This is a genomic window from Okeania sp. SIO2B3, assembly GCF_010672525.1.
In the GTDB taxonomy this organism is placed as follows: Bacteria; Cyanobacteriota; Cyanobacteriia; order Cyanobacteriales; family Microcoleaceae; genus Okeania.
In genome coordinates, this window is sequence record NZ_JAAHGH010000008.1 from 83,810 (window position 1) to 106,134 (window position 22,325).

General features: G+C 33.6%; 20 protein-coding genes and 4 pseudogenes. 18 read left to right on the forward strand and 6 right to left on the reverse strand.

Annotated elements, in window-relative coordinates; all coding sequences use genetic code 11:
• The first annotated feature begins 22 nt into the window (after positions 1–22).
• A complete protein-coding gene (locus F6K15_RS09690; protein WP_293060292.1) occupies positions 23–1,117 on the forward strand; it encodes a hypothetical protein in 1,095 nt (364 codons plus the stop codon).
• Between the two features lie 22 nt (positions 1,118–1,139).
• Here F6K15_RS09690 and F6K15_RS09695 read toward each other — a convergent pair whose 3' ends face one another.
• The 3 genes from F6K15_RS09695 to F6K15_RS09705 form a co-directional block, all read right to left on the reverse strand.
• Entirely contained in the window at positions 1,140–2,399 is a 1,260-nt protein-coding gene (locus tag F6K15_RS09695) for a tetratricopeptide repeat protein (RefSeq protein WP_293060293.1), read from the reverse strand.
• A 1-nt stretch (position 2,400) separates the two neighbouring features.
• Positions 2,401–4,749, reverse strand: coding sequence for an NB-ARC domain-containing protein (locus F6K15_RS09700; RefSeq protein ID WP_293060294.1), 2,349 nt, complete (start codon positions 4,747–4,749; stop codon positions 2,401–2,403).
• Between the two features lie 64 nt (positions 4,750–4,813).
• Positions 4,814–5,119 carry a hypothetical protein gene (locus F6K15_RS09705; protein WP_293060295.1) on the reverse strand — a complete coding sequence of 102 codons (306 nt, stop codon included), beginning with the start codon at positions 5,117–5,119 and terminating at the stop codon, positions 4,814–4,816.
• Between the two features lie 123 nt (positions 5,120–5,242).
• On the opposite strand from F6K15_RS09705, the gene F6K15_RS09710 reads away from it, so the two are divergent.
• The 13 genes and pseudogenes from F6K15_RS09710 to F6K15_RS09765 all read left to right on the forward strand — a co-directional run bounded on the left by F6K15_RS09710 (position 5,243) and on the right by F6K15_RS09765 (position 14,302).
• A complete protein-coding gene (locus F6K15_RS09710) occupies positions 5,243–5,407 on the forward strand; it encodes a hypothetical protein (protein WP_293060297.1) in 165 nt (54 codons plus the stop codon).
• 209 nt (positions 5,408–5,616) lie between these two features.
• Positions 5,617–5,985, forward strand: coding sequence for a transposase (locus F6K15_RS09715; protein WP_293060298.1), 369 nt, complete (start codon positions 5,617–5,619; stop codon positions 5,983–5,985).
• Between the two features lie 85 nt (positions 5,986–6,070).
• Entirely contained in the window at positions 6,071–6,853 is a 783-nt protein-coding gene (locus F6K15_RS09720; protein WP_293060823.1) for a transposase, read from the forward strand.
• 138 nt (positions 6,854–6,991) lie between these two features.
• Positions 6,992–7,510: pseudogene (locus F6K15_RS09725) on the forward strand (GDP-mannose 4,6-dehydratase); the annotation flags it as partial.
• Positions 7,511–8,785, forward strand: a pseudogene (locus tag F6K15_RS09730) (NAD-dependent dehydratase); the annotation flags it as partial.
• 3 nt (positions 8,786–8,788) lie between these two features.
• Positions 8,789–9,220 (forward strand): annotated as a pseudogene (locus F6K15_RS39050) (GDP-mannose 4,6-dehydratase); the annotation flags it as partial.
• A gap of 528 nt (positions 9,221–9,748) precedes the next feature.
• Positions 9,749–11,116, forward strand: coding sequence for a UDP-glucose/GDP-mannose dehydrogenase family protein (locus F6K15_RS09735; RefSeq protein WP_293060299.1), 1,368 nt, complete (start codon positions 9,749–9,751; stop codon positions 11,114–11,116).
• Positions 11,117–11,297: 181 nt separating this feature from the next.
• Positions 11,298–11,570, forward strand: a complete 273-nt coding sequence (locus F6K15_RS09740; RefSeq protein WP_293060300.1) for a BrnT family toxin — start codon at positions 11,298–11,300, stop codon at positions 11,568–11,570.
• A 3-nt stretch (positions 11,571–11,573) separates the two neighbouring features.
• The gene (locus F6K15_RS09745) at positions 11,574–11,786 is read left to right on the forward strand and encodes a hypothetical protein (RefSeq protein WP_293060301.1); all 213 of its coding nucleotides are present in this window, start codon (positions 11,574–11,576) and stop codon (positions 11,784–11,786) included.
• Between the two features lie 239 nt (positions 11,787–12,025).
• Positions 12,026–12,502 carry a DUF29 family protein gene (locus tag F6K15_RS09750; protein ID WP_363267620.1) on the forward strand — a complete coding sequence of 159 codons (477 nt, stop codon included), beginning with the start codon at positions 12,026–12,028 and terminating at the stop codon, positions 12,500–12,502.
• A gap of 169 nt (positions 12,503–12,671) precedes the next feature.
• A pseudogene (locus F6K15_RS09755) lies at positions 12,672–12,902 on the forward strand (DUF433 domain-containing protein).
• A complete protein-coding gene (locus F6K15_RS09760; RefSeq protein WP_293060303.1) occupies positions 12,899–13,156 on the forward strand; it encodes a DUF5615 family PIN-like protein in 258 nt (85 codons plus the stop codon). The pseudogene F6K15_RS09755 and the gene F6K15_RS09760 overlap by 4 nt, the downstream one beginning before the upstream one ends.
• Positions 13,157–13,339: 183 nt before the next feature.
• Entirely contained in the window at positions 13,340–14,302 is a 963-nt protein-coding gene (locus tag F6K15_RS09765; protein ID WP_293060305.1) for a transposase, read from the forward strand.
• 263 nt (positions 14,303–14,565) lie between these two features.
• On the opposite strand, the gene F6K15_RS09770 is transcribed toward F6K15_RS09765, so the two are convergent.
• Positions 14,566–15,444, reverse strand: a complete 879-nt coding sequence (locus tag F6K15_RS09770; protein WP_293060307.1) for a phosphodiester glycosidase family protein — start codon at positions 15,442–15,444, stop codon at positions 14,566–14,568.
• A 567-nt stretch (positions 15,445–16,011) separates the two neighbouring features.
• Between F6K15_RS09770 and F6K15_RS09775 the strand changes: the two genes are divergently transcribed.
• The 4 genes from F6K15_RS09775 (at position 16,012) to F6K15_RS09790 (ending at position 20,811) form a co-directional block, all read left to right on the forward strand.
• Positions 16,012–17,217: a hypothetical protein gene (locus F6K15_RS09775; RefSeq protein WP_293060308.1), complete on the forward strand. Its 1,206-nt coding sequence runs from the start codon at positions 16,012–16,014 to the stop codon at positions 17,215–17,217.
• 13 nt (positions 17,218–17,230) lie between these two features.
• A complete protein-coding gene (locus tag F6K15_RS09780; RefSeq protein WP_293060309.1) occupies positions 17,231–19,204 on the forward strand; it encodes a hypothetical protein in 1,974 nt (657 codons plus the stop codon).
• Between the two features lie 18 nt (positions 19,205–19,222).
• Complete coding sequence (locus F6K15_RS09785; RefSeq protein WP_124145563.1) at positions 19,223–19,528, forward strand: CD225/dispanin family protein; 306 nt, start codon at positions 19,223–19,225, stop codon at positions 19,526–19,528.
• A gap of 278 nt (positions 19,529–19,806) precedes the next feature.
• Positions 19,807–20,811 carry a hypothetical protein gene (locus F6K15_RS09790; protein WP_293060310.1) on the forward strand — a complete coding sequence of 335 codons (1,005 nt, stop codon included), beginning with the start codon at positions 19,807–19,809 and terminating at the stop codon, positions 20,809–20,811.
• 79 nt (positions 20,812–20,890) lie between these two features.
• Here the strand turns inward: F6K15_RS09790 and F6K15_RS09795 are convergent, their stop codons facing one another.
• Both F6K15_RS09795 and F6K15_RS09800 read right to left on the reverse strand, forming a co-directional pair.
• Entirely contained in the window at positions 20,891–21,625 is a 735-nt protein-coding gene (locus F6K15_RS09795; protein WP_293060311.1) for an NUDIX domain-containing protein, read from the reverse strand.
• Positions 21,595–22,185: a nicotinate-nucleotide adenylyltransferase gene (locus F6K15_RS09800; protein WP_293060312.1), complete on the reverse strand. Its 591-nt coding sequence runs from the start codon at positions 22,183–22,185 to the stop codon at positions 21,595–21,597. Before F6K15_RS09800 ends, F6K15_RS09795 begins: the two co-directional genes overlap by 31 nt.
• Positions 22,186–22,325: the final 140 nt, after the last annotated feature.

Below are 22,325 nucleotides of genomic sequence, written 5' to 3' on the forward strand. Positions count from 1 at the left end.
TAAAATTACTAACAAAAATCAAATGAAAGAATATCAAATAATTCCTATCATAAATTCTGTTGGTTTTGCAATACGCGGGATACGTACACAAAAGGATTATCTGGATTATCTTATTCAACAAAAACAACAAAAGATATCGGTTATTGTTTTGGCACCTCTGGTTTTTCAGGAAATCTTAGAAGAAACTTTTTCACAAACAAATGCTAAGGTTTATTTTGAAGCTTATGAGGATAAAACTTTAGATAAAGAGAGGATAAAGATTATTGCAAAAAAATACTATACTTCTGAGTATAATATTGTTACAGATTCTCGCGCTATGGATTTTTTACGTCAGAATTTAAAAGAGAATTACCCAATTATTTTTGATAATTATGGCGTAGCTCATCCGATGCCAAACAAACCTAGTCTTTTTGCTTCAAAAAAAACTGTTGAACAGGTGATAGATAGACTTAGATCTGTTGCTGAATCTGCAAAAAATAATACTGATGATCGAGAGGCTAAAGTCATTTTTCTTCCTTTTTCAGGTTTAAAATCTTTTGGCACAGACTATGGAAAAAAACTGAGCGAAAAAGAACAGATTGCCACATTTATGTCTTTTCCTTTTGAAGATAGTATCCCTGCTATTGGCAAGATTCAAGAAGAATTAAAAAAACACAATATTATAGTCATTCCAGTTGCTATTCAATACGGTTCACTCGAAGAGATTCATCGCAATATTTTTCAACTTAGTAAACAACATAACTTAAACCCTATTCCTACTTCATTAGATATAGATTGGAACAGAGATTTTGCTAGACAAGTTGGCTTTTTTCATGCACTAAATAAATGGTCTGAAAAAACAGGTTTGCCGAATATAGGAATTTTACATGGTAGTAGTTGTCTTCATTTAGTTGAAGAATGTACAAATCCATCAGCAATTATAGCTTTTTATGGAACTCATACAGAAACACTTAAGTTAGAAGATGATGGAAGAGTTTATCATTCAGCTGTTTCAGAAAAAAGCGGAGGTTGGTTGAGAGCTATCCAACCTCCAATAGCAAACTCTCATAACTATAAGTTAGTAGCAGAGCAAATTGCAGAAGAAGCACCAAAAGTTATTCTTGAGAGACTTTTTTAATCAACATTAGTTGTAACTTTTTCTAGTAGCTTTTTGCTCCATTTATTCGAGCTTCTAAAGATTTTATATAATTAGTTACTCGTGTAAATTCTGGTGAGTAGTTATTTAACTTTTCTAAAGCATTATTCCAGTTAATCAATGCTTTTTCATATTCACCTCTATCTTGATATAAAGTACCTATTTCCATAAAAGTTAGTCCTTCACCATGATTATCAGTAGCTTTTCCAGTACCAGATGAAGAAACTTCTTTTTTGATATCTAAGCTTTTTTCAAAATAATCTAGAGCTTGCTTATAGTCTTTCATTAAACGGTAAGTCATACCTAGTTCATTGTAACAGACTCCTTGACCTTGATTATCTTCAATTTCTTGTTTAATTTCTAAACTTCTCTCAAACAATTTTTTAGCTTCCTTTAAATTACCTTTCGTTTTATAAACTTTACCCAGGTTATTTAAAGTTATGCTAATTTGAAAGCGATCGCCTATTTTTTTCTCTTTAATTCTGAGGCTATCCTGTAAAACTTTTTCAGCTTTATCTAGGTTTCCTTGTTTTGTATAAACTTGACCTAAACCATCTAATGCTCCAACTTCACCCACAAAATCTTCACGCAATTCAAATAGGGATAAACAATGTTTAAAAGCTTTGATAGATTCTTCCCAATTACCAACTGAACGATAAAGGTATCCGAGAGTATAAGAAGATTCCGCTTCCCCCTCTGGATTTTTTAGAGAGCAAAAAATATTATAACTATTTAAGCCATAATCTATTCCCTCTGTTGCACGACCAAGTAGTCGAAAAGTATTAGCAAAATTGTTATAAATACGAGCTTCAGCAAGCTGATTTTTATCATTTTTAGCAGCAGTTAATGCGGTGTTTAAAGTTTCTTCTAAATCTTCCCAGTAAGTACGAACATTGTAAAAGGTAATCAGACTATTACATATATCAATAATTGATGACCACTGTTTGATTGAGTTGGCTTTTTTTATTGCTCTTTTAATATTAGGAAGCTCTGCTTGAAAAAAACTTAAACCTTCTCTTTCTAACTCTTCTTCTAGTCTATTCAATTTATTAGCAAGTTTGCTTCTAAGTCTAGGATTAAGATAATCATCTTTGAAGTTAGCTTCATCTAAGTATGTCTTAATAAAACGAAGAATTAATTCTTGGTAAATAGAAATAATTTCCTCAAAACCTTTTTCTAGTTCTCCTACTTCTTCTGGAGTTAAAAACCCTGAAGTATCCTCTAATTCCTCTAAAGTCAGTAAATCAGTAATATCTATTTTCATTTTACAAACTTCTTTTTTTGATTAATTGTGCGATAATTGCAGAGAAAAAGATATGGCTTAGTCTATGTAGATAGTATGTCTTGCTGGATTCCATCTGACTTATTTCTAAAAAAGAGACTTTCCAGGTTGCTTTTACTGCTTGCCTAAATTCTTCATTACTTAAGGAAAAAGTAGACATAATTACATCATGCTTACTACCTATATTAGGCTCAAAAAGAGTCATTCCACTCATAAACTTTCTATCGAGATGAGAAAGTAATTTTAAAGAAGTTAAAAATATAGATTTCCAGAATTGTTTAAAATCATCTTCGTCACTTACTTCGCCATCTTTATCTGTTAAACGTACATCTTTTAACCCGTCGATAATAACTTCTGGGTCGAACTTCTGAAGCTGCCCCAATACAAATTTTAAAGCCATAGGTATATAACCAAAAGATTCATCTCCTATGGTTTCAATCATTTCTTCTAATTTATGATTTTCTACAGCATCAAAATACTCAAGCATATTTTTTTGAGTAGCAGTATCTTTGATTAAATCGATAGCTGCTTCTTTATTCAATCCACGCAAATTCAAAGGAAAAACATTATCTTCAAAAGTTTCAGTAAATCTATGTCTGCTAGTTAAAAGTGCTTTGCTAGAACCAAGAATAGGTAAAAGTTTTTGGATAATCTTATCTTGTGATTCTGCTGAAGTTTCCATATTATCTAAAACTATTAATATAGGTCGCTCCTGAAGCAATTCTCTGATTTTAATTTCTCTTTCTTCTTCTTTAATTTTAAACAACTCAGGTCTATTTAGTTGCTGTACAATTCCATTAACTACTGTTTCAAAAGTCATCTGCTGAGAATTATCTGTAGTTGATGCTGTTTGCCATAAAACTTTGGAAAAGCCAACATCTGAATAGGACTTAATAATTTCTCTTACTAGAGCTGTTTTACCAACTCCACCCATACCATGTACTCCAACAATTTTTCTTCCTAGAGTATCACTCAAAACTTCTTTAATCCTTTCAATTTTAGCTTCTCTACCTAGAAGTTTTAGATATCCTGGATCTGGAATATAAATGTCAGATGAAGTTTTAGTTTTAGAAGGTGATAAATGTCTTATTGTTACTGTAGAAAATGCTTCTTGCCGTCTAGGATCTATTTCTAGTAGCTTTAAACGGTCAATAATATTTTCCCAACTAATTACATAAGTTTCTTTATTATCAGATGACTGAATAACTCCAATAGCACAACCTGAATTTTTATCTAAAACTAATCCTCCAAAAACCCCTTCATTTATTTTTTCATTATCTTCTTTTTTGATTTTGTAAGCCGAAAAAGTAGATTCATCTTGTGGCTTTTTATTCCATAAATTTATGAAATTTACATCTTTTTTTTGGTGGTAAGCAGAAATTGTATTAACTTTGACAGTTTCTCTCAAAGTACCATAGACATCAAAGCTTTTTGAAAATCTAGGAAATTGATTATGTGAAAAACCGCAAACCAAAGTTGAAACTATTTGGTCTTTAGGAATCGTAGTTGGAATAGGTTTAGCATTTTTTACATCTATTTTGAGAATAGAAATATCAACTTCTGGATTTGAAAATTTCTCGCACCATTGAGCTTGATAATCTTTATCTTGATACTGCACTTTTAGCAAGTTCAGAGAATAAATAATGTGATGACAAGTAACAAAGTAACCGTCAGGATGAATCATAAAACCAGAACCTACAGTATTGCCATTAGAATCAATAATTCTCACCATTGACTCCCAAATTTTGTCAAGCCCTTCTGATGTGGCATTAGTCTTCAGAAGAGCTGAAATAGGGTTTTCAGTTTCTTTTTCTTCTAATTTTTGTGGTTTATTAAGAATACTTAAATCAGGAAGAATTTGCGATGTTTGTAATGATTGAAAACAGTCTTCAATAAACAGATTGACACCTTCATAAACCTCATCTTCTATGTTAATTGGTTTGGCAATAGTGATATGATCTGCATCTGTTGCAGGAATGGCTTGCACATTTGGTATTTTGGGATCGGCACTATCTGAATCTACAACTATTCCTATAGAAATACCTTTACGTTGAGTCTTTTTACCTTCGTAATAAGCTTTTGTAGATATTCTTTGGGTATTATAAGTAAATTGTCTATACCATTCATCAAGCCGACGTAGTTGACTAGAATGAGGTTCTAACTCTTTTGCTGCAACATTTTCCTGTCCCAAAAACTGCATAATTCTCACTAGAGGAGTTTTGGTTAAATCTGAACCAATGTGAGGAGTTGCAAGAAAAACCACACCTTTAGTATTTTGAATAATTGCATCCTTTCTGGAAATATTTGGATAATTACTTCCAGAGTAAAGCATCTCTTTAACAACAAGACCACCTAAACTATGAGTAATAAAAATTAGAGGTTGTTGACCAATTTTCTCAAGAATTTAATAAATTTTTTCCTTGATCAAATAGAGTCTGAGAATTGCCTAACCAAGCAAAAGCCTCTGCTTCATAACCAAAAGACCAGATACCAATATTTTTATACTGAGATTCTTTTGCTAACCAATAAGGCCAACATTCCTCATTGTCTTCTTCATTTGGATGCCATGTTTTAATCCGATGACCCATTAGACCATGGACAAAAATTACATCACCATTACTGTTGATAGCCTGAGGATTAATTCTTAATAATCCAGTCTTTCTTATTTTTTCTGTTCTAGCCTCCATTTTCGTAATCATCATCGTATTACCCCCATTATTGGCATTGCTGAAGAAGGATGGTCAATCTCTAGTCATGGCTTAGTTAATAGTTTAAAATTTCAGTTTGTCAGAGGAACTCATGGTTATGATTATCAACTTCCCTCAATGCATGGAATTTTCATCGCCAGTGGTCCATCTTTTAAAGAAGGTTTGCTAGTAGAATCTTTTCAGAATATAGAAGTATATAATCTGATGGCCAAAGTTTTGAACTTAAAACCCGCTCCTAACGACGGAAACTTTGATTCTGTGCAAGCTATGCTAAGAGATTAAACAATATAAACTATATGTAATTTTTGATATATTACTCCTATAAAACCGAATTAATACTAATGCTTTGAGAAAAATAAAAGGGGTAAATACAGAAAGCGAAAATTTGTCTAAAACTCCTCAAACTTACTCATAACTATAGCTATAAAACTAAAATGGATAAGTTTTATCAGTTGTTTATCCATTGAGTCGTTATCAGCTACAATCAAGGTATGAAGCTAGTTGAACGTCATGTTATTACCAAATCACATTATTTATGGTCAGCTTGTGACCAGAAGGCTTTTTTGTCAAAAAATCTGTTCAATTTAGCTAACTATTATTATCGTCAATACTTCTTTGAAAACAAAAAGAAACTCAGCTTTAATCAACTGTATCATCTAGTATCTAAGACGGATGATTATCAAGCTTTACCAACTAAAGTTAGCAAGCAAATAATCAGAAGATTAGACTCAGCTTGGAGTAGTTATTTTGCCGCTTTAAAAACATGGCAAAAACAGCCAAATAAATTTTTAGGTAAACCAAAAATTCCCAAATATAAACATAAAACATGCATGTCGAAATATTCTGCCCTATCCAGATGAATCAATTTACAAAAAAGCCTTAAAAAAGGGGATTTGTCACTCATGGATAAGTGACATAAAAATCCCCACTTCACAGACAGAAATAATAGAGGCAAGGATTATCCCTAAAAGTAGCTGTTATATAATAGAAATAGTCTATGAAAAACAGGAGGAAATAACAAATAATCAACAAATAGCAGGAGTAGATTTAGGAGTAAATAATTTAATGGCTGTAACTACAAATCAAACAGGAATATCACCTCTTTTGATTAAAGGCAGACCATTAAAAGCGATTAACACCTTTTATAATAAACAACGCTCTATTTTACAATCTCAATTAAAAACCAACCAGAATAAAAGTCATTATCATCGGTTAAAAAAATTAACTCACAAGCGAAATTGTCGAGTAGAAAACTATCTCCATACAGCAAGTAAAAGAGTAATAGATTGGTGTGAAAACCATGAAATAGGAATCTTAATCATTGGACATAATCAGACTTGGAAACAAGAAATAAAATTAGGGAAAAAGAATAATCAACAATTTGTGAATATCCCTCATTATAGATTAATAGAGATGTTAAGATATAAAGCCGAATTAAGAGGAATAAAAGTAATAATAACAGAAGAATCTTATACATCTCAATCAAGCTGTTTAGACGGGGATGATTTACCAAAATATGGAGAGAAAAAACCGAAATTTAGTGGAAAAAGAGTAACAAGAGGGTTGTATAAAACCAGGGAAAATAAATTATTAAATGCAGATGTAAATGGGTCATTGAATATAATAAAGAAAGTAATTCCTGATGTCTTTGACCAAGGAATAAAGGGTTTGCCGTTTAATCCTGTAGTGCTCGATCCACTACGAGCAACTAAGCTTTCAGATTTTTGAGTAAGTTTGAGTAAGTTTAGTTGAGCGGTACTAATATCTTTCAGACCCATACTTTGTTAGTGTATGATGGAGCTTGATGTGGTTCTTCAATTTTCTGTTGAAAATCACAACAAATTAAATTGCTCGGAAGTAGAAGTAATGAGAATATTAGTAACAGGTGGCGCGGGTTTTCTTGGTTCTCATCTCATTGATAGATTAATGGAACAAGGCCATGAAGTCATCTGTCTGGATAATTTTTACACAGGAACTAAGCGCAATATTTTAAAGTGGTTGAATCATCCTTATTTTGAGTTAATTCGCCACGATATTACTGAACCTATTAGATTAGAAGCAGATCAAATTTATCATCTGGCTTGTCCTGCTAGTCCGATACACTATCAATACAACCCTGTCAAGACAATTAAAACTAATGTGATGGGGACATTGAATATGTTGGGGTTAGCTAAAAGGGTAAAGGCAAGGTTCTTTTTGGCTTCTACATCTGAGGTATATGGAGACCCAGATGTACATCCTCAAACAGAGGAATATAGAGGTAATGTTAATTGTATTGGTATTCGTAGCTGTTATGATGAGGGGAAGCGAGTAGCAGAAACTTTGGCATTTGATTACCATCGTCAAAATAATGTTGATATTCGAGTAGTCAGAATTTTTAACAGTTTGACTGGAGACCAAAAGGTACTTTATTACATTGGTGAAGAACTCTATTATGAAACTTTTGCTGAATGTTATGACAGGATTAATGGAGATATTTCTAATGTATCGGTGCCTTGTTTTGATGAAAATTCTAAGACAGTAATTAAAGCAATTTCAGCAATTTGGAAACATCATGTCAAGAAGAAGGGTTATCAAATAAAAACTGTCTGGGGTAAGCAGATAAAAATTACAGAAGACCATAGTTTATTTACTAGGGATAATAACGATAAACCTCAAGCAGTTTTTGGAAATGATTTAAAGGTGGGAGATGAAATAGGAGTTCCTAGTTATATTAGTTTTTTGGAGCAACCTTTACAACCATTCCACATTACAGATAAGATTTCTATTCAAGAAGAAATATCTGTAGAAAGTGAAGAGACAATCTCCTATATAGAAAAATATGGAGATAAAATTCGTGAGTATTTATTGGCAAAAGGTGTTAATCCCGAACAACTTTATTCAATACTAAAAAGCTACGAGGCAAAAAATCAAATTCCTTTGCATCTATGGGAATATTTAGAACTTCCTCTATCTAAAAAAGAAAAAATTTGCTATTTATCTTCAAAGGCAATTAAAAATTGGATAGGGAATATAGAAGAATTTTTGTGGTTATTAGGGTTTTATGTCGCTCAAGGCAGTTTGATAGACAATGAATTGTTGTTTAAAGGAGGATCTGAGAAATTAGCAAAATTAATAGAAGTAGTAGAAAGAATATTTGACTGTCAATGTGAAATTAAAGTAGAAGGAACTATCAGTGTTAAGTCAAAAATTCTGGTCGATTTAATTGGAGAAGGATTGAATTTTGGCAAGACAGAAAAAGAGATTCCTAATTGGGTTTTACAACTTCCTCAAAAACAATTAATTAGTTTTTTACAGGGATTGAATGAAGGAAATAATGTAGTAGAAAATCAACTAAATTCAAAGATTGAATTTAAGAGTAATAGTCAGGCGATCGCTGAAAAATTAGTATTAATTTTAGCTAAGTTTGGGCTAATAGCAAATGTCTCAGAAATAGAGGTAAAGGATAATAAAATTTACCGGATAATAGTAGAGGGGTTAGAAGATAACAATATTGAGAATTTGTCTAAAATTCAGCAGAAAATATCAGCAAAAAGTACTGGTGATATTGTCTGGGCAAAAATAGAAAGTATTGAGGAATTTGAAATAGATGATTATGTGTACGATTTCTCAGTACCAAATTATGAAAATTTCATTGGAGGAAGTTACGGAATTTTTGCTCATAATACCTACGGACCAAGAATGTTAGAAAATGATGGTCGAGTAGTAAGTAACTTTATTGCACAAGCCTTAAAAGGAATACCACTAACAGTATATGGAGATGGCTCTCAAACCAGAAGTTTCTGTTATGTATCAGACTTGGTCGAAGGGTTTATTCGATTAATGAATCAAGACTTTATTGGACCAGTTAACATCGGCAACCCAGGAGAATATACCATACTTGAATTAGCTCAAAAAATTCAACAAATGGTTAATCCAGATGCAGAAATAACATATAAACCTCTGCCACAAGATGATCCGAAACAACGACAACCAGATATTACTCGTGCTAAAAAATATTTAGGTTGGGAACCTACTGTTCCTCTCCAAGACGGGTTAAAATTGACAATAGAAGATTTTCGAGAGCGGCTCAAAAATGAACCGCCAAAAAGTTGAAAGGTAAGCATTTCCTGCGGAATGCTGCGCAAACAGCCAGAGGGCAGTTAGCTTTCCTCCTCCGGAGGAAATACGTTAACAGGAATTTTAGTAGTTTGAGGATTTGAGTAATTATTAAGTCGCGAGCAATTAGCTAATTTATTTCAGACTTTTAATGCTGTTAAATCTTTCAACTCTGAATTCCTTGAAAAAGGACAATTAACTTAATAACTGATGGCTGTTAACGTTAGCGTTAGCAAAGCTCCTCTGAAAGAGACAGCTCCTCCAGAGGAGGCTAACTCACACCTATAATGCTTACGTTGAAAGGGTGCGGGGGTAAAGATAAAGTTAAAATCAGGACTTACGCATGGACACTAAATCCAGTGAGGGTGAATGCCATTTGCTAACGCAAAGCTCCGCTTTATATGTTGCGGAGCAAAACGCCCCTACATATGGCGCTTTAAAGGTGGATTTGCGTAAGTCCTGAAAATGTCAAAACTTAATCCCCACTGAAACTTTTCGTGTTAAAAACTTTGAGGATATATAAAGATGCGTGTTTGTGTCATTGGTACTGGCTACGTTGGTTTAGTTACAGGGGTTTGTTTATCTCATACAGGACATCATGTAATTTGCGTAGACAACAACGAGGAAAAAGTTAAACTCTTAAAATCAGGACAGTCTCCAATCTACGAACCAGGGTTATCTGAACTGATGCAAGGTTGCACCAAAGCAGGAACCCTAGAGTTTACATCTGACTTGAAAGCTGGAGTTAATCATGGCGATATCTTATTTATTGCTGTTGGTACTCCCCCACTCCCTACAGGGGAAAGTGATACTCGTTATGTTGAGGCAGTGGCGAAGGGAATAGGTGCTCACTTGACTACAGGTTATAAGGTAATTGTCAATAAATCAACTGTACCTATTGGTTCTGGTGACTGGGTACGAAGAATTGTTTTAGATGGGGTTGATGAACGGAAAAAAGAAGAAGGTGGCTCCGGTACAGATATTGAAGCTGAATTTGATGTGGTTAGTAACCCAGAGTTTTTGCGCGAAGGTTCCGCTATATTTGATACTTTTAATCCAGACCGCATAGTATTGGGTAGTAATAGTCAAAAGGCACTAGACATGATGTTGGAGCTTTATACTCCTCTGGTTGAACGCAAGTATGGTGATGACCAGTCACTGCCACCAGTACCAGTGGTAACAACTGATTTGAGTTCTGCAGAGATGATTAAGTATGCTGCTAATTCTTTCTTGGCAACTAAGATTAGTTTTGTGAATGAGATTGCTAATATTTGCGATCGCGTCGGTGCAGATGTGACTCAGGTGTCTAAGGGTATTGGTTTAGACTCTCGCATTGGTAATAAGTTTTTACAAGCTGGTATTGGTTGGGGAGGCTCTTGTTTCCCGAAGGATGTTTCTGCTTTGGTGCATACTGCTGATGACTATGGTTGTGAGGCACAGTTGTTAAAATCTGCAATTGAGGTGAATAAGCGTCAACGCATGATTGCAATAGATAAGTTACAGCAAGCACTGAAAATTCTTAAGGGTAAGACTATTGGGTTATTGGGTTTGACGTTTAAGCCTGATACTGATGATATGAGGGATGCTCCTTCTCTAGATTTGATTCAAGAGTTGAACAGGTTGGGTGCAAAGGTGAAGGCTTACGATCCGATTATTTCTCAGTCTGGTATGCGTCATGGTTTGACTGGAGTAGTAGTGGAAACAGACCCAGAAAGACTTGCTGATGGTTGTGACGCTTTGGTTTTGGTGACTGACTGGAAACAGTTTGAGAAATTAGATTATGCTAAGATGGTGAAGTCTATGGAGCATAATTTATTTGTTGATGGACGTAATTTCTGCGATCGTAAAGAGTTGGAAGCTGCTGGTTTTCAATATGTAGGAATTGGGCATTAAATAGCTATCAGCTATCAGCTAGCATAATTTTCAAGAAAATATTATGTAGGAGTGTTCTATTGAGCGCTCCTAAATTTTTCCCCTACTCCCTACTTTGTAGGGACGTTGCATGCAACGTCCCTACCTTCGTCTTTTCTGGAGGTATCTAATTATCCGGACATGATATTATCAGCAAATTTATATGGAATTTGAATGGAATGAACAAAAAGCTGAGTCTAATCTATCTAAACATGGAGTCTCATTTGCAGAAGCAAAAACTGTTTTTGAAGACCCTTTATATGTTGATTTTTACGATCCAGATCATTCCTACAATGAACATCGTTACATTATAATAGGAGAATCAGTACAGGGTCGTTTGTTATTAGTTTCTTACACTGAAAGAAATAACATAATTAGGATTATTAGTGCGAGAAAGGCTACAAATAAAGAAAGAAAAGCATACGAGGAGAGTTAAAAAATGGAAGATGAATTACGATCAGAATATGACTTAAAAAGTTTAAAAATCAGAAAAATGGGTGCTAAACGTAAAAGTTTTGGGGAGACAATAATTAAGTTAGATCCCGATGTTGCAGAAATTTTTCCTAATGCAGAGGCAGTGAATGAAGCACTGCGATTTTTAATTAGAGTCACAAAAGAAAGTAAACTAAATAATAGTAATTTTATTAACTAGCTATCAGCTTTTAGCATTTCCGTACCGGAATGCTCCGCAAACAGCTAGCCTCCTTTCCTGCGGAATGCTGCGCAAACGGAGGAACTGCGTTAACAGCTTTTTGAGATTGGGTTAAAATTCTTTCCAAACTTTAAAAAAATAATCTTGCTGACTGCTGACTGCTGACTGCTGAACGCTTCTTTAATCAAACAATATTTAATCTTATGAGTCAAGAATTAATTGATTTAAAACGAAGTATTATGGAAGGTCGATATGATGATGCCTTAGCAATAGTACATGAATGGGAGTGGATGAGTAAAGAACAAATTTTACAAAAAATTGAAAGTTTTTTAGCTAGGTTATTAGTACATTTAATTAAAAATCAAGTTGAAGAACGTTTAACTAATTCTTGGGCAGCATCAATTAGAGATTCAGTACTGAAGATTCAACGTTTGAATATTAAGGCGAATAAAACATCTTATTATATTAATATAGATGATTGGGAAAGGGATTTAGAGAATGCTTTTAAAGATGCTATTTTTGAGGCTAGCGTGGAAGTAAAAGCAGGTATTTATAAGCCTATTCAATTACGTCAAATTGTGGATAAAGTGAAAATTATAGATATAGCTAATAGATTGATAAGTTTGACGTACAATTATTCAAGAGAAGGTTTGCGAGATGTGATTAATGATGAGTTTTGTAAATTGCCTGGTGGTGAGGATTGGAATTTTAAATAGTTGGCGATAAGAAAGAAGGAAGATGGAAGAAGGAGGAAGAAGTAAATATTAAATATCTCCAGAAAAGAGGGAACAGAGAACAAGGAACAGGCATGGAGGGGGGAAGTAATTGATAATTTATGATAATTCCTGTTAAAATTGTTTAATTGTAGCAATAAATTTAACTAAAATGACTACAAATAGTTTGCTTAATCGAATTACTTATAACCCCAAATAATGTGGAGGGAGACCTTGCATTCGAGGGATGCGAATTCGGGTTTCTGATATTTTAGAGATGCTGGCAGAAAATGTTAGTAGTGGAGAAATTTTAGAAGATTTTCCAGACTTGGAAGTGGAGGATATTCAAGCTTGTTTGTTGTTTGCTTCCCGACGAACTAATATCCCTAAATTAACAGTATGAATTTTTGGATTGATGCCCAACTTCCTCCAAATTTAGCTAATTGGTTGGTCGAAACTTTTAATGTTAATGCTACAGCTATTAGAGATTTGGGGCTAGGAAATGCTGAAGATATAGATATTTTCAATGCTGCCAGGAACCCTGGTACGGTTATTGTTAGTAAAGACAGCGATTTTGTGGAGTTAGTTACTCGTTTAGGAACTCCTCCTCAAATTCTTTGGCTAACTTGTGGGAATGTTACTAACAGAAACCTGTGACATACCTTGAACAATACTTTTGTGGCAGCATTACGAATGCTAGAAACGGGAGAAGCGATCGTGGAAATTAGTGATTAGTGAAATAGAAAGATCCGGATGGAATCTGTGGCATAATTTTAGGAATTAATTCCAGACAATTCCTCTCGAAAAAATTAGTAAAATCAGGCTTTTAACTTCTAACTAATGACAGAAACAACGGCTAATTATGATGAGCCATGGAAAGCAGCAATTGGAGAATATTTGCCTTCTTTCCTCAGCTTTTTCTATCCAGAAATTCACAACTCTATTAATTGGAAAAAACCGCCAGTTTCTCTAGACAAAGAACTAGAACAAATTACAGCTTCAGCCACAACAGAAAAACGTTATGCCGATAAATTATTTCAAGCTTGGTTATTAGACGACCAAGAAATCTGGATTTTAATTCATATAGAAATTCAAAGTCAATACGACCGAGAATTTAGCCAACGAATGTTTATCTATAATTATCGAGCATTCGACCTGTACAATAAACCTGTAATTAGTTTGGCTATACTGGGAGATGAAACACCATCTTGGCGACCCAGTTTCTATGAATACGGGTTAGAAAAAAGTTGGATGAGATTAGATTTTTCTATTGTGAAACTCTTAGATTATGAATGGGAGGAATTATCAGCAAATAACAATGTTTTTGCAATGATGGTAATGGCACACTTAAAAACCAAGAGTACCACAAGTAATTTAACAGAAAGAGAACGGTGGAAATGGGAATTAGTCAGAAGTTTATATGAAAGAGGGTTAAGCAAGCTTGATATTATTAACTTGTTTAAATTCATAGATAAAATGATGACATTGCCCCCAGAATTACAACAGAACCTTGAAAGTAAAATCAATCAATATGAGGAGGAACAGAAAATGGAATTTTTAAGTACAATGGAAGAACGTGCTATGGAAAGAGGTGAACAAATAGGAGCTAAAGAAAATTGCCGACAAAATATTCTTGACCTACTGCAAATGCGATTTTTATCAGTGCCAGACACTCTGGTAGAAACTTTGAATAATATTGAAGATTTAGCTCGGTTAAAACAACTGCTATTAGAAACATTTAGTGTTAATTCTGTGGCAGAATTTGAGGAGTTAATTTCAGACAATTATTCTGGGGAAAATTAGTAAACAGGAATTACTCAGAGACGCTATATCATAGATCGTAGGGGTTAACGGCCGTTAACTCCTACAAATTAAAAAAATTACTACAACACCGAATCTTTAAATAAACATCTAAAAAGTATCAATAACTTTACCAAGTATTCATAAAACTACCCTAATATATAGCAATGTACGCTGGCATATTTACAAATTGCAGGAATTGTCCAATAGCTAATTTTTTTATATTATTCCTGACGGAATGCTACGCAAACAGCTTTTTATTCCCCCTATTGCCTGTTGTCTGTTGTCTGTTTCCTGTTACCTGCGCGCAGCGCTATAACAATCATTTGAGGTATAGTTCTTGGTGAAGTTATATAATTATTTCCCTGACAAATTAATTGTGTAGAACCTCCACCATCTAACATTATTACTTGAGTGGCACCGAAACTTTTTAAAACTTGAGCCACATGGGGTTGAGTTGCTTGTTTAGATGTAAAAATTAAAATTGTTTCATTGAGGCGATCGCTATCTTTGTCTTTAACTCCAATAAATGTTCTACCTGTTTGATCTTCTACTCCTTTATCTGCATTTTCCTGTAAACCAACAATAAGATTAGGTGCTGTTGATAATTGGAGATTTTTTGGCTCAAATTTAGTAATTAATGCTCTATCATTCCAGACTTCTAGAATTAACTTTTCATCGGGAAATTCTATTTCTCCGGCATAACCGTCACTAACTATAATTCCATCTGACTTAACAGGAAATGCTAATCCTGTGGAGGTATTTTTATCATTTCTAAAAAATTGACCGTTAGTGATGCAAAATAAACTTGAATTTTCTGAAGATAAGTTAGACCATACTTGTGATATTTTCTGACGTTCAAATTGTGGATCGTTACCGCCGTAAGCTCCTTTTTTAGTACCTAAGTCTGTGATATTTCCATAGATAAAATTAATTTTCGCACCTTGAGTTAAATCAATAACTTGTACATAATCTAAATCTTTTTGATAAAGAGTTGTTTCCTGAGAATTGTTAATAATTTGGAAACCAAGAGATAGAGGGTTTTGTGATTTACTTTCGGCATTCTCGGCAGAAAATAAGTTTATTGTTATTAGGAGGAAGGTTGTTAAAAATAATCCTGCTAAAGTCAGACTTTTTCTATTCATTATACCAATTTGATAAATATTTTTGACAAATGGTAGGGAGGTTGAATGCAATGTCCCTACATAATTATCATTTTTTTATGTGGTTCATTGACTTGAAAACTGTTGTAAAAGGCTAAAATCTCAATTCCTTGTAAATATCCTTCTTCAAAACATCTAAATTTATCCAAATCAAAAAAAGTTTGAAAAATTTAATATATTTTTACTTAAGTATCCCTATTTCAATTATTTCAATATAACTTTCCCTAAAATTATCTTCAAGCAAGACTTACCGAATAATTAAGGCTTAAAGTCTCTCCTTTAAAGGAGAAACAAGCGGTCGAGGGATGGCGAGGTCTCCTCGCCATATCCAATCGACCAAGAGAGAAAAAATTTTCCTTTTTTTCAATCTTCTTCCTTTTAGGGAGAGGTAATTACCAATGATCAATTATCAATTATCAATTATTGAAAGGCAGTTTCTCACCTCAGCTTAAAAAGTAATGCTAGACTCAGAATATCCAAAAAAACTGTTGAAATTGCTCTAGTAGTATTACGCTTGGCATCGTTATATTTTCAGAGGAAATGTAGGCAATGAAAAGTTACAAAATATTAACTTTAGGAGCATCTGGTGCAGGCAAAACTGTATTCCTGGCCAGTATGTTTAGGTCGTTATTAACCCAAGGAGAATATGGTTTCTATCTTAAAGCTGAGGATTTCAAATCACAGAGGCTACTGAATAATATTTACGAAAAGTTGATTATTGGAGAATGGCCTCTAGGAACCAGAGAGATATCTGAGTGGAAGTTTACTTGTTGTATCCAGAATCCCGATCTGGAAAACTTTCCAATTTGTCAGTTTATTTATTTTGATTATGCTGGCGGACAGTTAACAGAAATGAATAAAAAAGATGATAAGTTACAAGAAATAATTAAACAAGCTGATGCAATTTTGGGTCTTTTAGATGGTCAAAAAATTCAGGCATTAATAAATAATAGTAATGAACAAAAGATTGATGATTTTTTAAATAAAGATTTACCACCAATAATGAAATGGATGTCCTATTGTCAAACACCTATTCAATTTGTAATTAGTAAATGGGATTTGCTGGAAAATGATAATTTTGATTTAAAAGAAATAAGCGATCGCCTCCTAGACATTCCTAAGTTTAAAGAGTTAGTTGTGAGTCGAAATAAAGAAGGTTCTCCAGTACGCTTAATTCCAGTAAGTTCAATCGGTTCTGGTTTTGCAACACCTCAACCTGATGGAAGTATGAAAAAGATTGCAGGTTCAATTCCACGTCCTTTTCACATGGAAGTTCCTGTATCTTGTGTTATACCCGATCTTTTAGAGAAAGAGATTCAGGTAAACCTTAAACGACTAACTACTATTAGCGACGCATCTATTGCTGAAAATAGTGGATTTAATAAATTATTAAATAAGTTCTTCAAGGGTGTATTAAGTTTCCGTCCGTTGATCGATCTAGTTGTTAATATTATTGTTGAATATTTTTTGATACCAATAATCTTTAATGATAGTGAGCCAAATGAGTTAAATATTATAATTGCACAAGAAATCCTCAAAAGAATTGATAATTGGGGCTTGGCAGGAATCAGAAGAAGAGTTGCAGCAGATGAAAAAAAATTAGCTGAGTTCCAGCAAATAAAAAATGAATATATTATGGAAATTAAAGATAAAACAACAGCCCTTAGAAGTGCTATTACAAGTTTTTTATATATTAGTAATAAACTGAACCAAGATTTTCCTGACTCTGAAATTATCGTAGATAAACTAAAGTAATAATATAATAATTATGAAAGTTAAAATTCCAGACATAAGTATGAAAAATTACAATATTATTACTTTAGGAGCAGGTGGAGCGGGCAAAACAGTATTTTTAGCTAGTTTTTTTAGGCAATTATCTACTCCAACCAGCGAAAGATTTTTCCTGGAAGTCCCCAATTTTCAGCAACGTATTAAACTGAATGAAATTTATTCAAAAATAGACGATGCAAATATACCTTGGCCTCTTGGAACAACAGATATAACAGAGACAATATTTACTTGTTGCGTCACAAATCTTGCTCTTGAAAAGTTTCCAGTTTGTCAGTTTACCTATATTGACTATCCAGGATCTATACTTACAGATATATTAGAAGGTGAATACGAGATTTTGGATTTTCAACAAGAAGTCTCTAAAGCAGATGCAGTGTTAGTGATGATTGATGGTCTAAAATTATTGAAATTAATGCAAGGAAAAAACCTAGATAATGAAGCAGTTAGACAATTATTGCTAAGAGATTTACCTCACATTATGCAATTGGTAAATCTCTGTAAAAGAGACACCCCCGTTCATATTATTATCAGTAAGTGGGATTTGCTTAAAGATAATTATCAGCTCTCAGAAATAACAGAATGTCTGGTAGAAAAAGTTGATGACTTTAAGAATGTAGTTCATAGTAGAATCGAAGCTGGTTGTCCAGTACGTCTAATTCCTGTAAGTTCTATTGGTATGGACTTTGCAACCCTCCAGGATGATGGTTCGATGAAAAAGAAACCAGGCGCAGTTCCTAAACCTTTCCAGTTAGAAATTCCTATTGCGTATGTATTAATTGATGGGGTAAAAACTGATATTAAAGCCTCAAAAGCATCCTCAGAAAAAATTCCCGTGTGGGATTTACTTAAAAATTCTTTTCCTTCTTTAGATTCCCTAATTCATCAGTTTGTTTTAAACGAACTAGCTCATCCATATCAAGAAAAATCTTTACAAGAAGTGAGAGATTGGGAAACAGCACTTAAGCACTTAGTTATTATTTTCTTGAAACATCTCAAAGATTTTGAGGAGAGATTTCCCGAAGCTAATTTAGGAGGAGAAGTTCTTTTTGCTCCTGAACCCATCCATAATTTGACAAAACATGAAAAAGTAGTCTGTTCGGTTGGTTTCACATGTGATGGTAAAACTCTTTTCAGTTCCAGTGATGACAGAACCGTTCTGTTTTGGGATGTTGCACGGGGAAATTTACAGAAAAAAATTGTGCAGGAAAAATCAGATTGGGTACTAGCAAATATTAGTCAAGACAATAAACTCCTGTTTACTGCCAGCGCAGATAAAAGCATTAAGGTATGGGATGCCAATACAGGAAAACTCTTGTATAAACCGTTGAAGGGACATTCCGAGCCGATCGATGGGTTTGTTGTTAGTCCTGACGGGAGCACACTGATTAGTGGTAGTCGAGATCGAACTGTCAAAATCTGGCAATTAGAAACTAATGGCGGTAGAGTCATACACAGTTTAAGCGAACATCAAGGCTATGTTTATGCTCTTGCTGTTTCTCCCAATGGGCAAACTTTAGCTACTGCTGGTACGGACAAGAAAATGCTGATTTGGGAACTGCCCATTAAAAATGATAAATTTCTGAAATTTCTTGCCCTCAAGCATCCTAGTTTTATCAAAGCTTTAGCCTTTAGTTCAGATGGTAAAATGTTGGTTAGTGGTTGTGGAGACAAAACTATCTATGTGTGGGATACGAAAACCTGGAATCTCAGGTATAATTTGGAAGGACACACCGGAGCAATTTGGTCTCTGGCGATTAGTCCAGATCACCGCATCCTTGCCAGTGGAAGTAATGATTGCACAATCAAGGTGTGGAATTTATCAACCGGAACTTTAAAAACTACTTTAACTGGGCACACTGGTATTATCACCACCCTAGCTTTTAGTCCAGATAATCAGACCTTAGCTAGTGGCAGTGATGACAAAACGATTAAAATTTGGCGAATTGTATAAAATATAGCTTAAGTAAATATGACAACTAATAATATTCGTAACTATCGAATGCGAGCAATTTTACTAACTTTTCTATGCTGTTTGGTACTTGGAGGATGGGCAGTTTTTTATTTGCCATTCGGAATTGTCACAATTGTTTATGGAACTGAAGTCAAGACACGACTTGAATTGACAGACGAACTAGGAGCAACTACAGCATCAAAAAAAGCTAAGAAATGGTTTTGGTTTGGTTTAATAGTAGCGATAATAATGATGGTTGTATATGTACATTACACCTACATTGCTCCTATGCAACCCGAACCTAATACTAATAGTATTAATTAATTTAGTCCTAACAATAACTTAAACATAGAATGGTTATACTAACTCACTTTAAAAATGTCATAAATATTGGGAAACTTATAACTCCTGAAATTACTGTATTCTCAAATTTTTCTATTTATCAAATCTTATTTTTAACTTTTGCCTTCCGTGATATTAAATCCGGTAGTGTAGGTATAAATAAAGCAGAGAAACTCGGTTTATATAAAATAAATCACATATATCTCCCATAAACCCGGTTTCTTATAAAACTCCGAATCTAGATTTATTAAATTATCACTATGAGTATTGAAGTTTGGCCTTTTTTAGTAAGTCGTAACCGCTATCTTGACTACAGAACAGTAGTAGCTCCTGATTTCATCTGTGAAGCTAAGACTGGTAACTTATTGGCAAGAGTTACGACAGGAGATTTAACAGAACCAGGAAAGGGATTTATTAGACAAATTTTTGGTTCAAAAGTAGGAGATTTCACCATAGTTTATCGAATCTTAAAAGCTACACAAAAAGACCTAAATTATCAAGTAGGAGATGAGATTCTTAAAGACCAATTTGGGAGAGAAATACTTCTAATTGAAGGAGTGGTTATTCAGGAAATTAAAACTCAAAAAAATGTTTTGATTTCCCAGAAAAATATAGAAGAAATTCATCAAAAATTGACAGGAGGGTACACAGAATTTTGGGAGCATCGCGACCCACATCCAGCCATTCCTTCTGATAAATTATCTTTAAGTATGGATGGTTCTAGTAGACCCTTAGAACTTGAAGAAATAGAACTATTTCAGGTTGAATATCCAATCTCTAACCACAATCAGGAAAAAAAAAGCGTAGGATTTATTAAATCTTGGGGTAATAACGTTAATTATGTTGTTTTTCTTACTATAATTTTGGCAGTAATGGTTGCTTTTGGGTGGATATACAGAAGTGAAATTTGGGGAACAAAGATAGTATATGACTGCACCACTATTGAGTATAAAAATATAAGATTAGAGAGTAAAAATAATATAGATGATGTTCTCAATAATCTACAAAAAGAGTACCCAGATGCAACAATACTCCTTGATGCTAAATTAGAACTAAAATCCAACGAACAATGGCAATATTTGATAAAAAGAGAAAAACTCAATGACTTGGAAAAGTATACCATTAACCTCTATGGAAATATCTTAAAGCTAGAAGAACATCCACTTGATTTAGCGATCGCTCAACTTAGCAACCAGGAAATTGTTAAGTACATTAATATCAGCGCAAAAATTATAAATAAAAAGGAATGTCAAAGAAATTCCTGAAACAATCCCATAGATATCCTATCCTAAAGTTGAAGAGATTGCTTCGAGGTCTCAATTTTTTCTAAATTTCCTACCTCCATCAAATAAACATTAAAGGTTTATCTTTTACCAAAGCAAATGCTTTTGAATCAAACCGATAAAGACTAGCAGGTCTACCTGCACCCCGTGATGTTTTTACCCCAGTATCAGATAAGAAACCTAACTTTAATAGTCTGGCACGAAAATTAGAATAATCTGAAAAATTGTCTCCTAAAATAGTTGTATAAAGTTGATATAATTCCCCCAAAGTAAACTGCTCTGGTAAAACATCAAAAGCAACAGGACTATATTCAAGTTTATTTCTTAATCTAAGATATCCATATTCAATAATTTGTTGATGGTCAAATGCTAACTGAGGAATTTGTTCCAGAGGATACCAAGCAATACCTGTGACTCCATCGGCAATTAATTCTGCTTCTTCAAATCTAACTAGAGCAAAATAACTAACTGATAAATATCGACAATTATAAATAGATTCTCTGGGGTCACGACCAGGACCGCCAAAAGTATATAATTGCTCTAAATATAGATTTTTTACCTTAATTTTTTCCGCTAAAATTCTGTAAGCTGCTGCTTCTAGAGATTCTCCTTGTATTACTAATGTACCTGGCAAACTCCAGTAGTTAATAAATGGTTCTTTTTGTCGCATTACTAATAAAACCAATAGACGGTTTTGTTGAGTATCGACGGAAAAAATTACGTTATCTACTCCTACTTTAAAATCTGCTTTATTATTTTGATCATTTACACTTTTTCTATAGTCGCGTCCTGGCATTTGTACAAATGCTCCCGATATATATAATCTTTAATGGGAGGCGTAATAATTGCTGGGTCTCCTTCCTCGCGATATGCAGATGAGGAAACATTAGGAACTTCTAAAGAAGCTATTTTTACTCCTGTATTTAGTTCTCTTAACTTTTGCAAATCTGCCTCTTCTATTGTAATACCTTTTCGAGGTACAACTAATAATCCTACTTTCTGCAAAAGTTCTTCTATTTTATACCAACTTGGTAATTGTTTAACTAAATCTGAACCTACTACTAAAGTAAATTCAGCATTATGCCATTTTTTTCTAGCACGTTCAACAGTTTCTATAGTACGACGACTACTTAATTCTGAATTGAGAGAAATATTGTTTTTATTAGAGTCAATATTTTCAATCAAAATTGATAACATTGCCGAACGTTGTTTGAGGGGTGTTTGATGTGATTTAAAGGGATTATCTGATGCCCAAACTATTACTTTGTCGAAGTTTTGGGAAAGCCATTTAATAATTGTTTCATGTCCGGATGTTGGTGGATCGGCACTGGTACCAAATAAAGCAATTTGAGTCATTTTTTTTGATTTTATATAAGTTCCTAAGTCGGACATTTTTCTAATATATAGCAATATGATTTTAGTTGTGAGATACTGGAGACTTTTGTTTTAGGGAATAGGGAATAGGGAATAGGGAAGAAACGAATACATAAGAATAA

Excerpts from the sequence above, each read along its gene's own strand:
- F6K15_RS09770 (WP_293060307.1), bottom strand. The coding sequence starts at position 15,444 with ATGAATAGAAAAAGTCTGACTTTAGCAGGATTATTTTTAACAACCTTC.
- F6K15_RS09695 (WP_293060293.1), bottom strand. The coding sequence starts at position 2,399 with ATGAAAATAGATATTACTGATTTACTGACTTTAGAGGAATTAGAGGAT.
- F6K15_RS09705 (WP_293060295.1), bottom strand. The coding sequence starts at position 5,119 with ATGATGATTACGAAAATGGAGGCTAGAACAGAAAAAATAAGAAAGACT.
- F6K15_RS09780 (WP_293060309.1), top strand. The coding sequence starts at position 17,231 with ATGAAAGTTAAAATTCCAGACATAAGTATGAAAAATTACAATATTATT.
- F6K15_RS09775 (WP_293060308.1), top strand. The coding sequence starts at position 16,012 with ATGAAAAGTTACAAAATATTAACTTTAGGAGCATCTGGTGCAGGCAAA.
- F6K15_RS09790 (WP_293060310.1), top strand. The coding sequence starts at position 19,807 with ATGAGTATTGAAGTTTGGCCTTTTTTAGTAAGTCGTAACCGCTATCTT.
- F6K15_RS09690 (WP_293060292.1), top strand. The coding sequence starts at position 23 with ATGAAAGAATATCAAATAATTCCTATCATAAATTCTGTTGGTTTTGCA.
- F6K15_RS09765 (WP_293060305.1), top strand. The coding sequence starts at position 13,340 with ATGACAGAAACAACGGCTAATTATGATGAGCCATGGAAAGCAGCAATT.
- F6K15_RS09715 (WP_293060298.1), top strand. The coding sequence starts at position 5,617 with ATGAAGCTAGTTGAACGTCATGTTATTACCAAATCACATTATTTATGG.
- F6K15_RS09750 (WP_363267620.1), top strand. The coding sequence starts at position 12,026 with ATGGAAGGTCGATATGATGATGCCTTAGCAATAGTACATGAATGGGAG.
- F6K15_RS09800 (WP_293060312.1), bottom strand. The coding sequence starts at position 22,185 with ATGACTCAAATTGCTTTATTTGGTACCAGTGCCGATCCACCAACATCC.
- F6K15_RS09760 (WP_293060303.1), top strand. The coding sequence starts at position 12,899 with ATGAATTTTTGGATTGATGCCCAACTTCCTCCAAATTTAGCTAATTGG.
- F6K15_RS09710 (WP_293060297.1), top strand. The coding sequence starts at position 5,243 with ATGCATGGAATTTTCATCGCCAGTGGTCCATCTTTTAAAGAAGGTTTG.
- F6K15_RS09795 (WP_293060311.1), bottom strand. The coding sequence starts at position 21,625 with ATGCCAGGACGCGACTATAGAAAAAGTGTAAATGATCAAAATAATAAA.
- F6K15_RS09740 (WP_293060300.1), top strand. The coding sequence starts at position 11,298 with ATGGAATTTGAATGGAATGAACAAAAAGCTGAGTCTAATCTATCTAAA.
- F6K15_RS09785 (WP_124145563.1), top strand. The coding sequence starts at position 19,223 with ATGACAACTAATAATATTCGTAACTATCGAATGCGAGCAATTTTACTA.
- F6K15_RS09735 (WP_293060299.1), top strand. The coding sequence starts at position 9,749 with ATGCGTGTTTGTGTCATTGGTACTGGCTACGTTGGTTTAGTTACAGGG.
- F6K15_RS09745 (WP_293060301.1), top strand. The coding sequence starts at position 11,574 with ATGGAAGATGAATTACGATCAGAATATGACTTAAAAAGTTTAAAAATC.
- F6K15_RS09700 (WP_293060294.1), bottom strand. The coding sequence starts at position 4,749 with ATGCTTTACTCTGGAAGTAATTATCCAAATATTTCCAGAAAGGATGCA.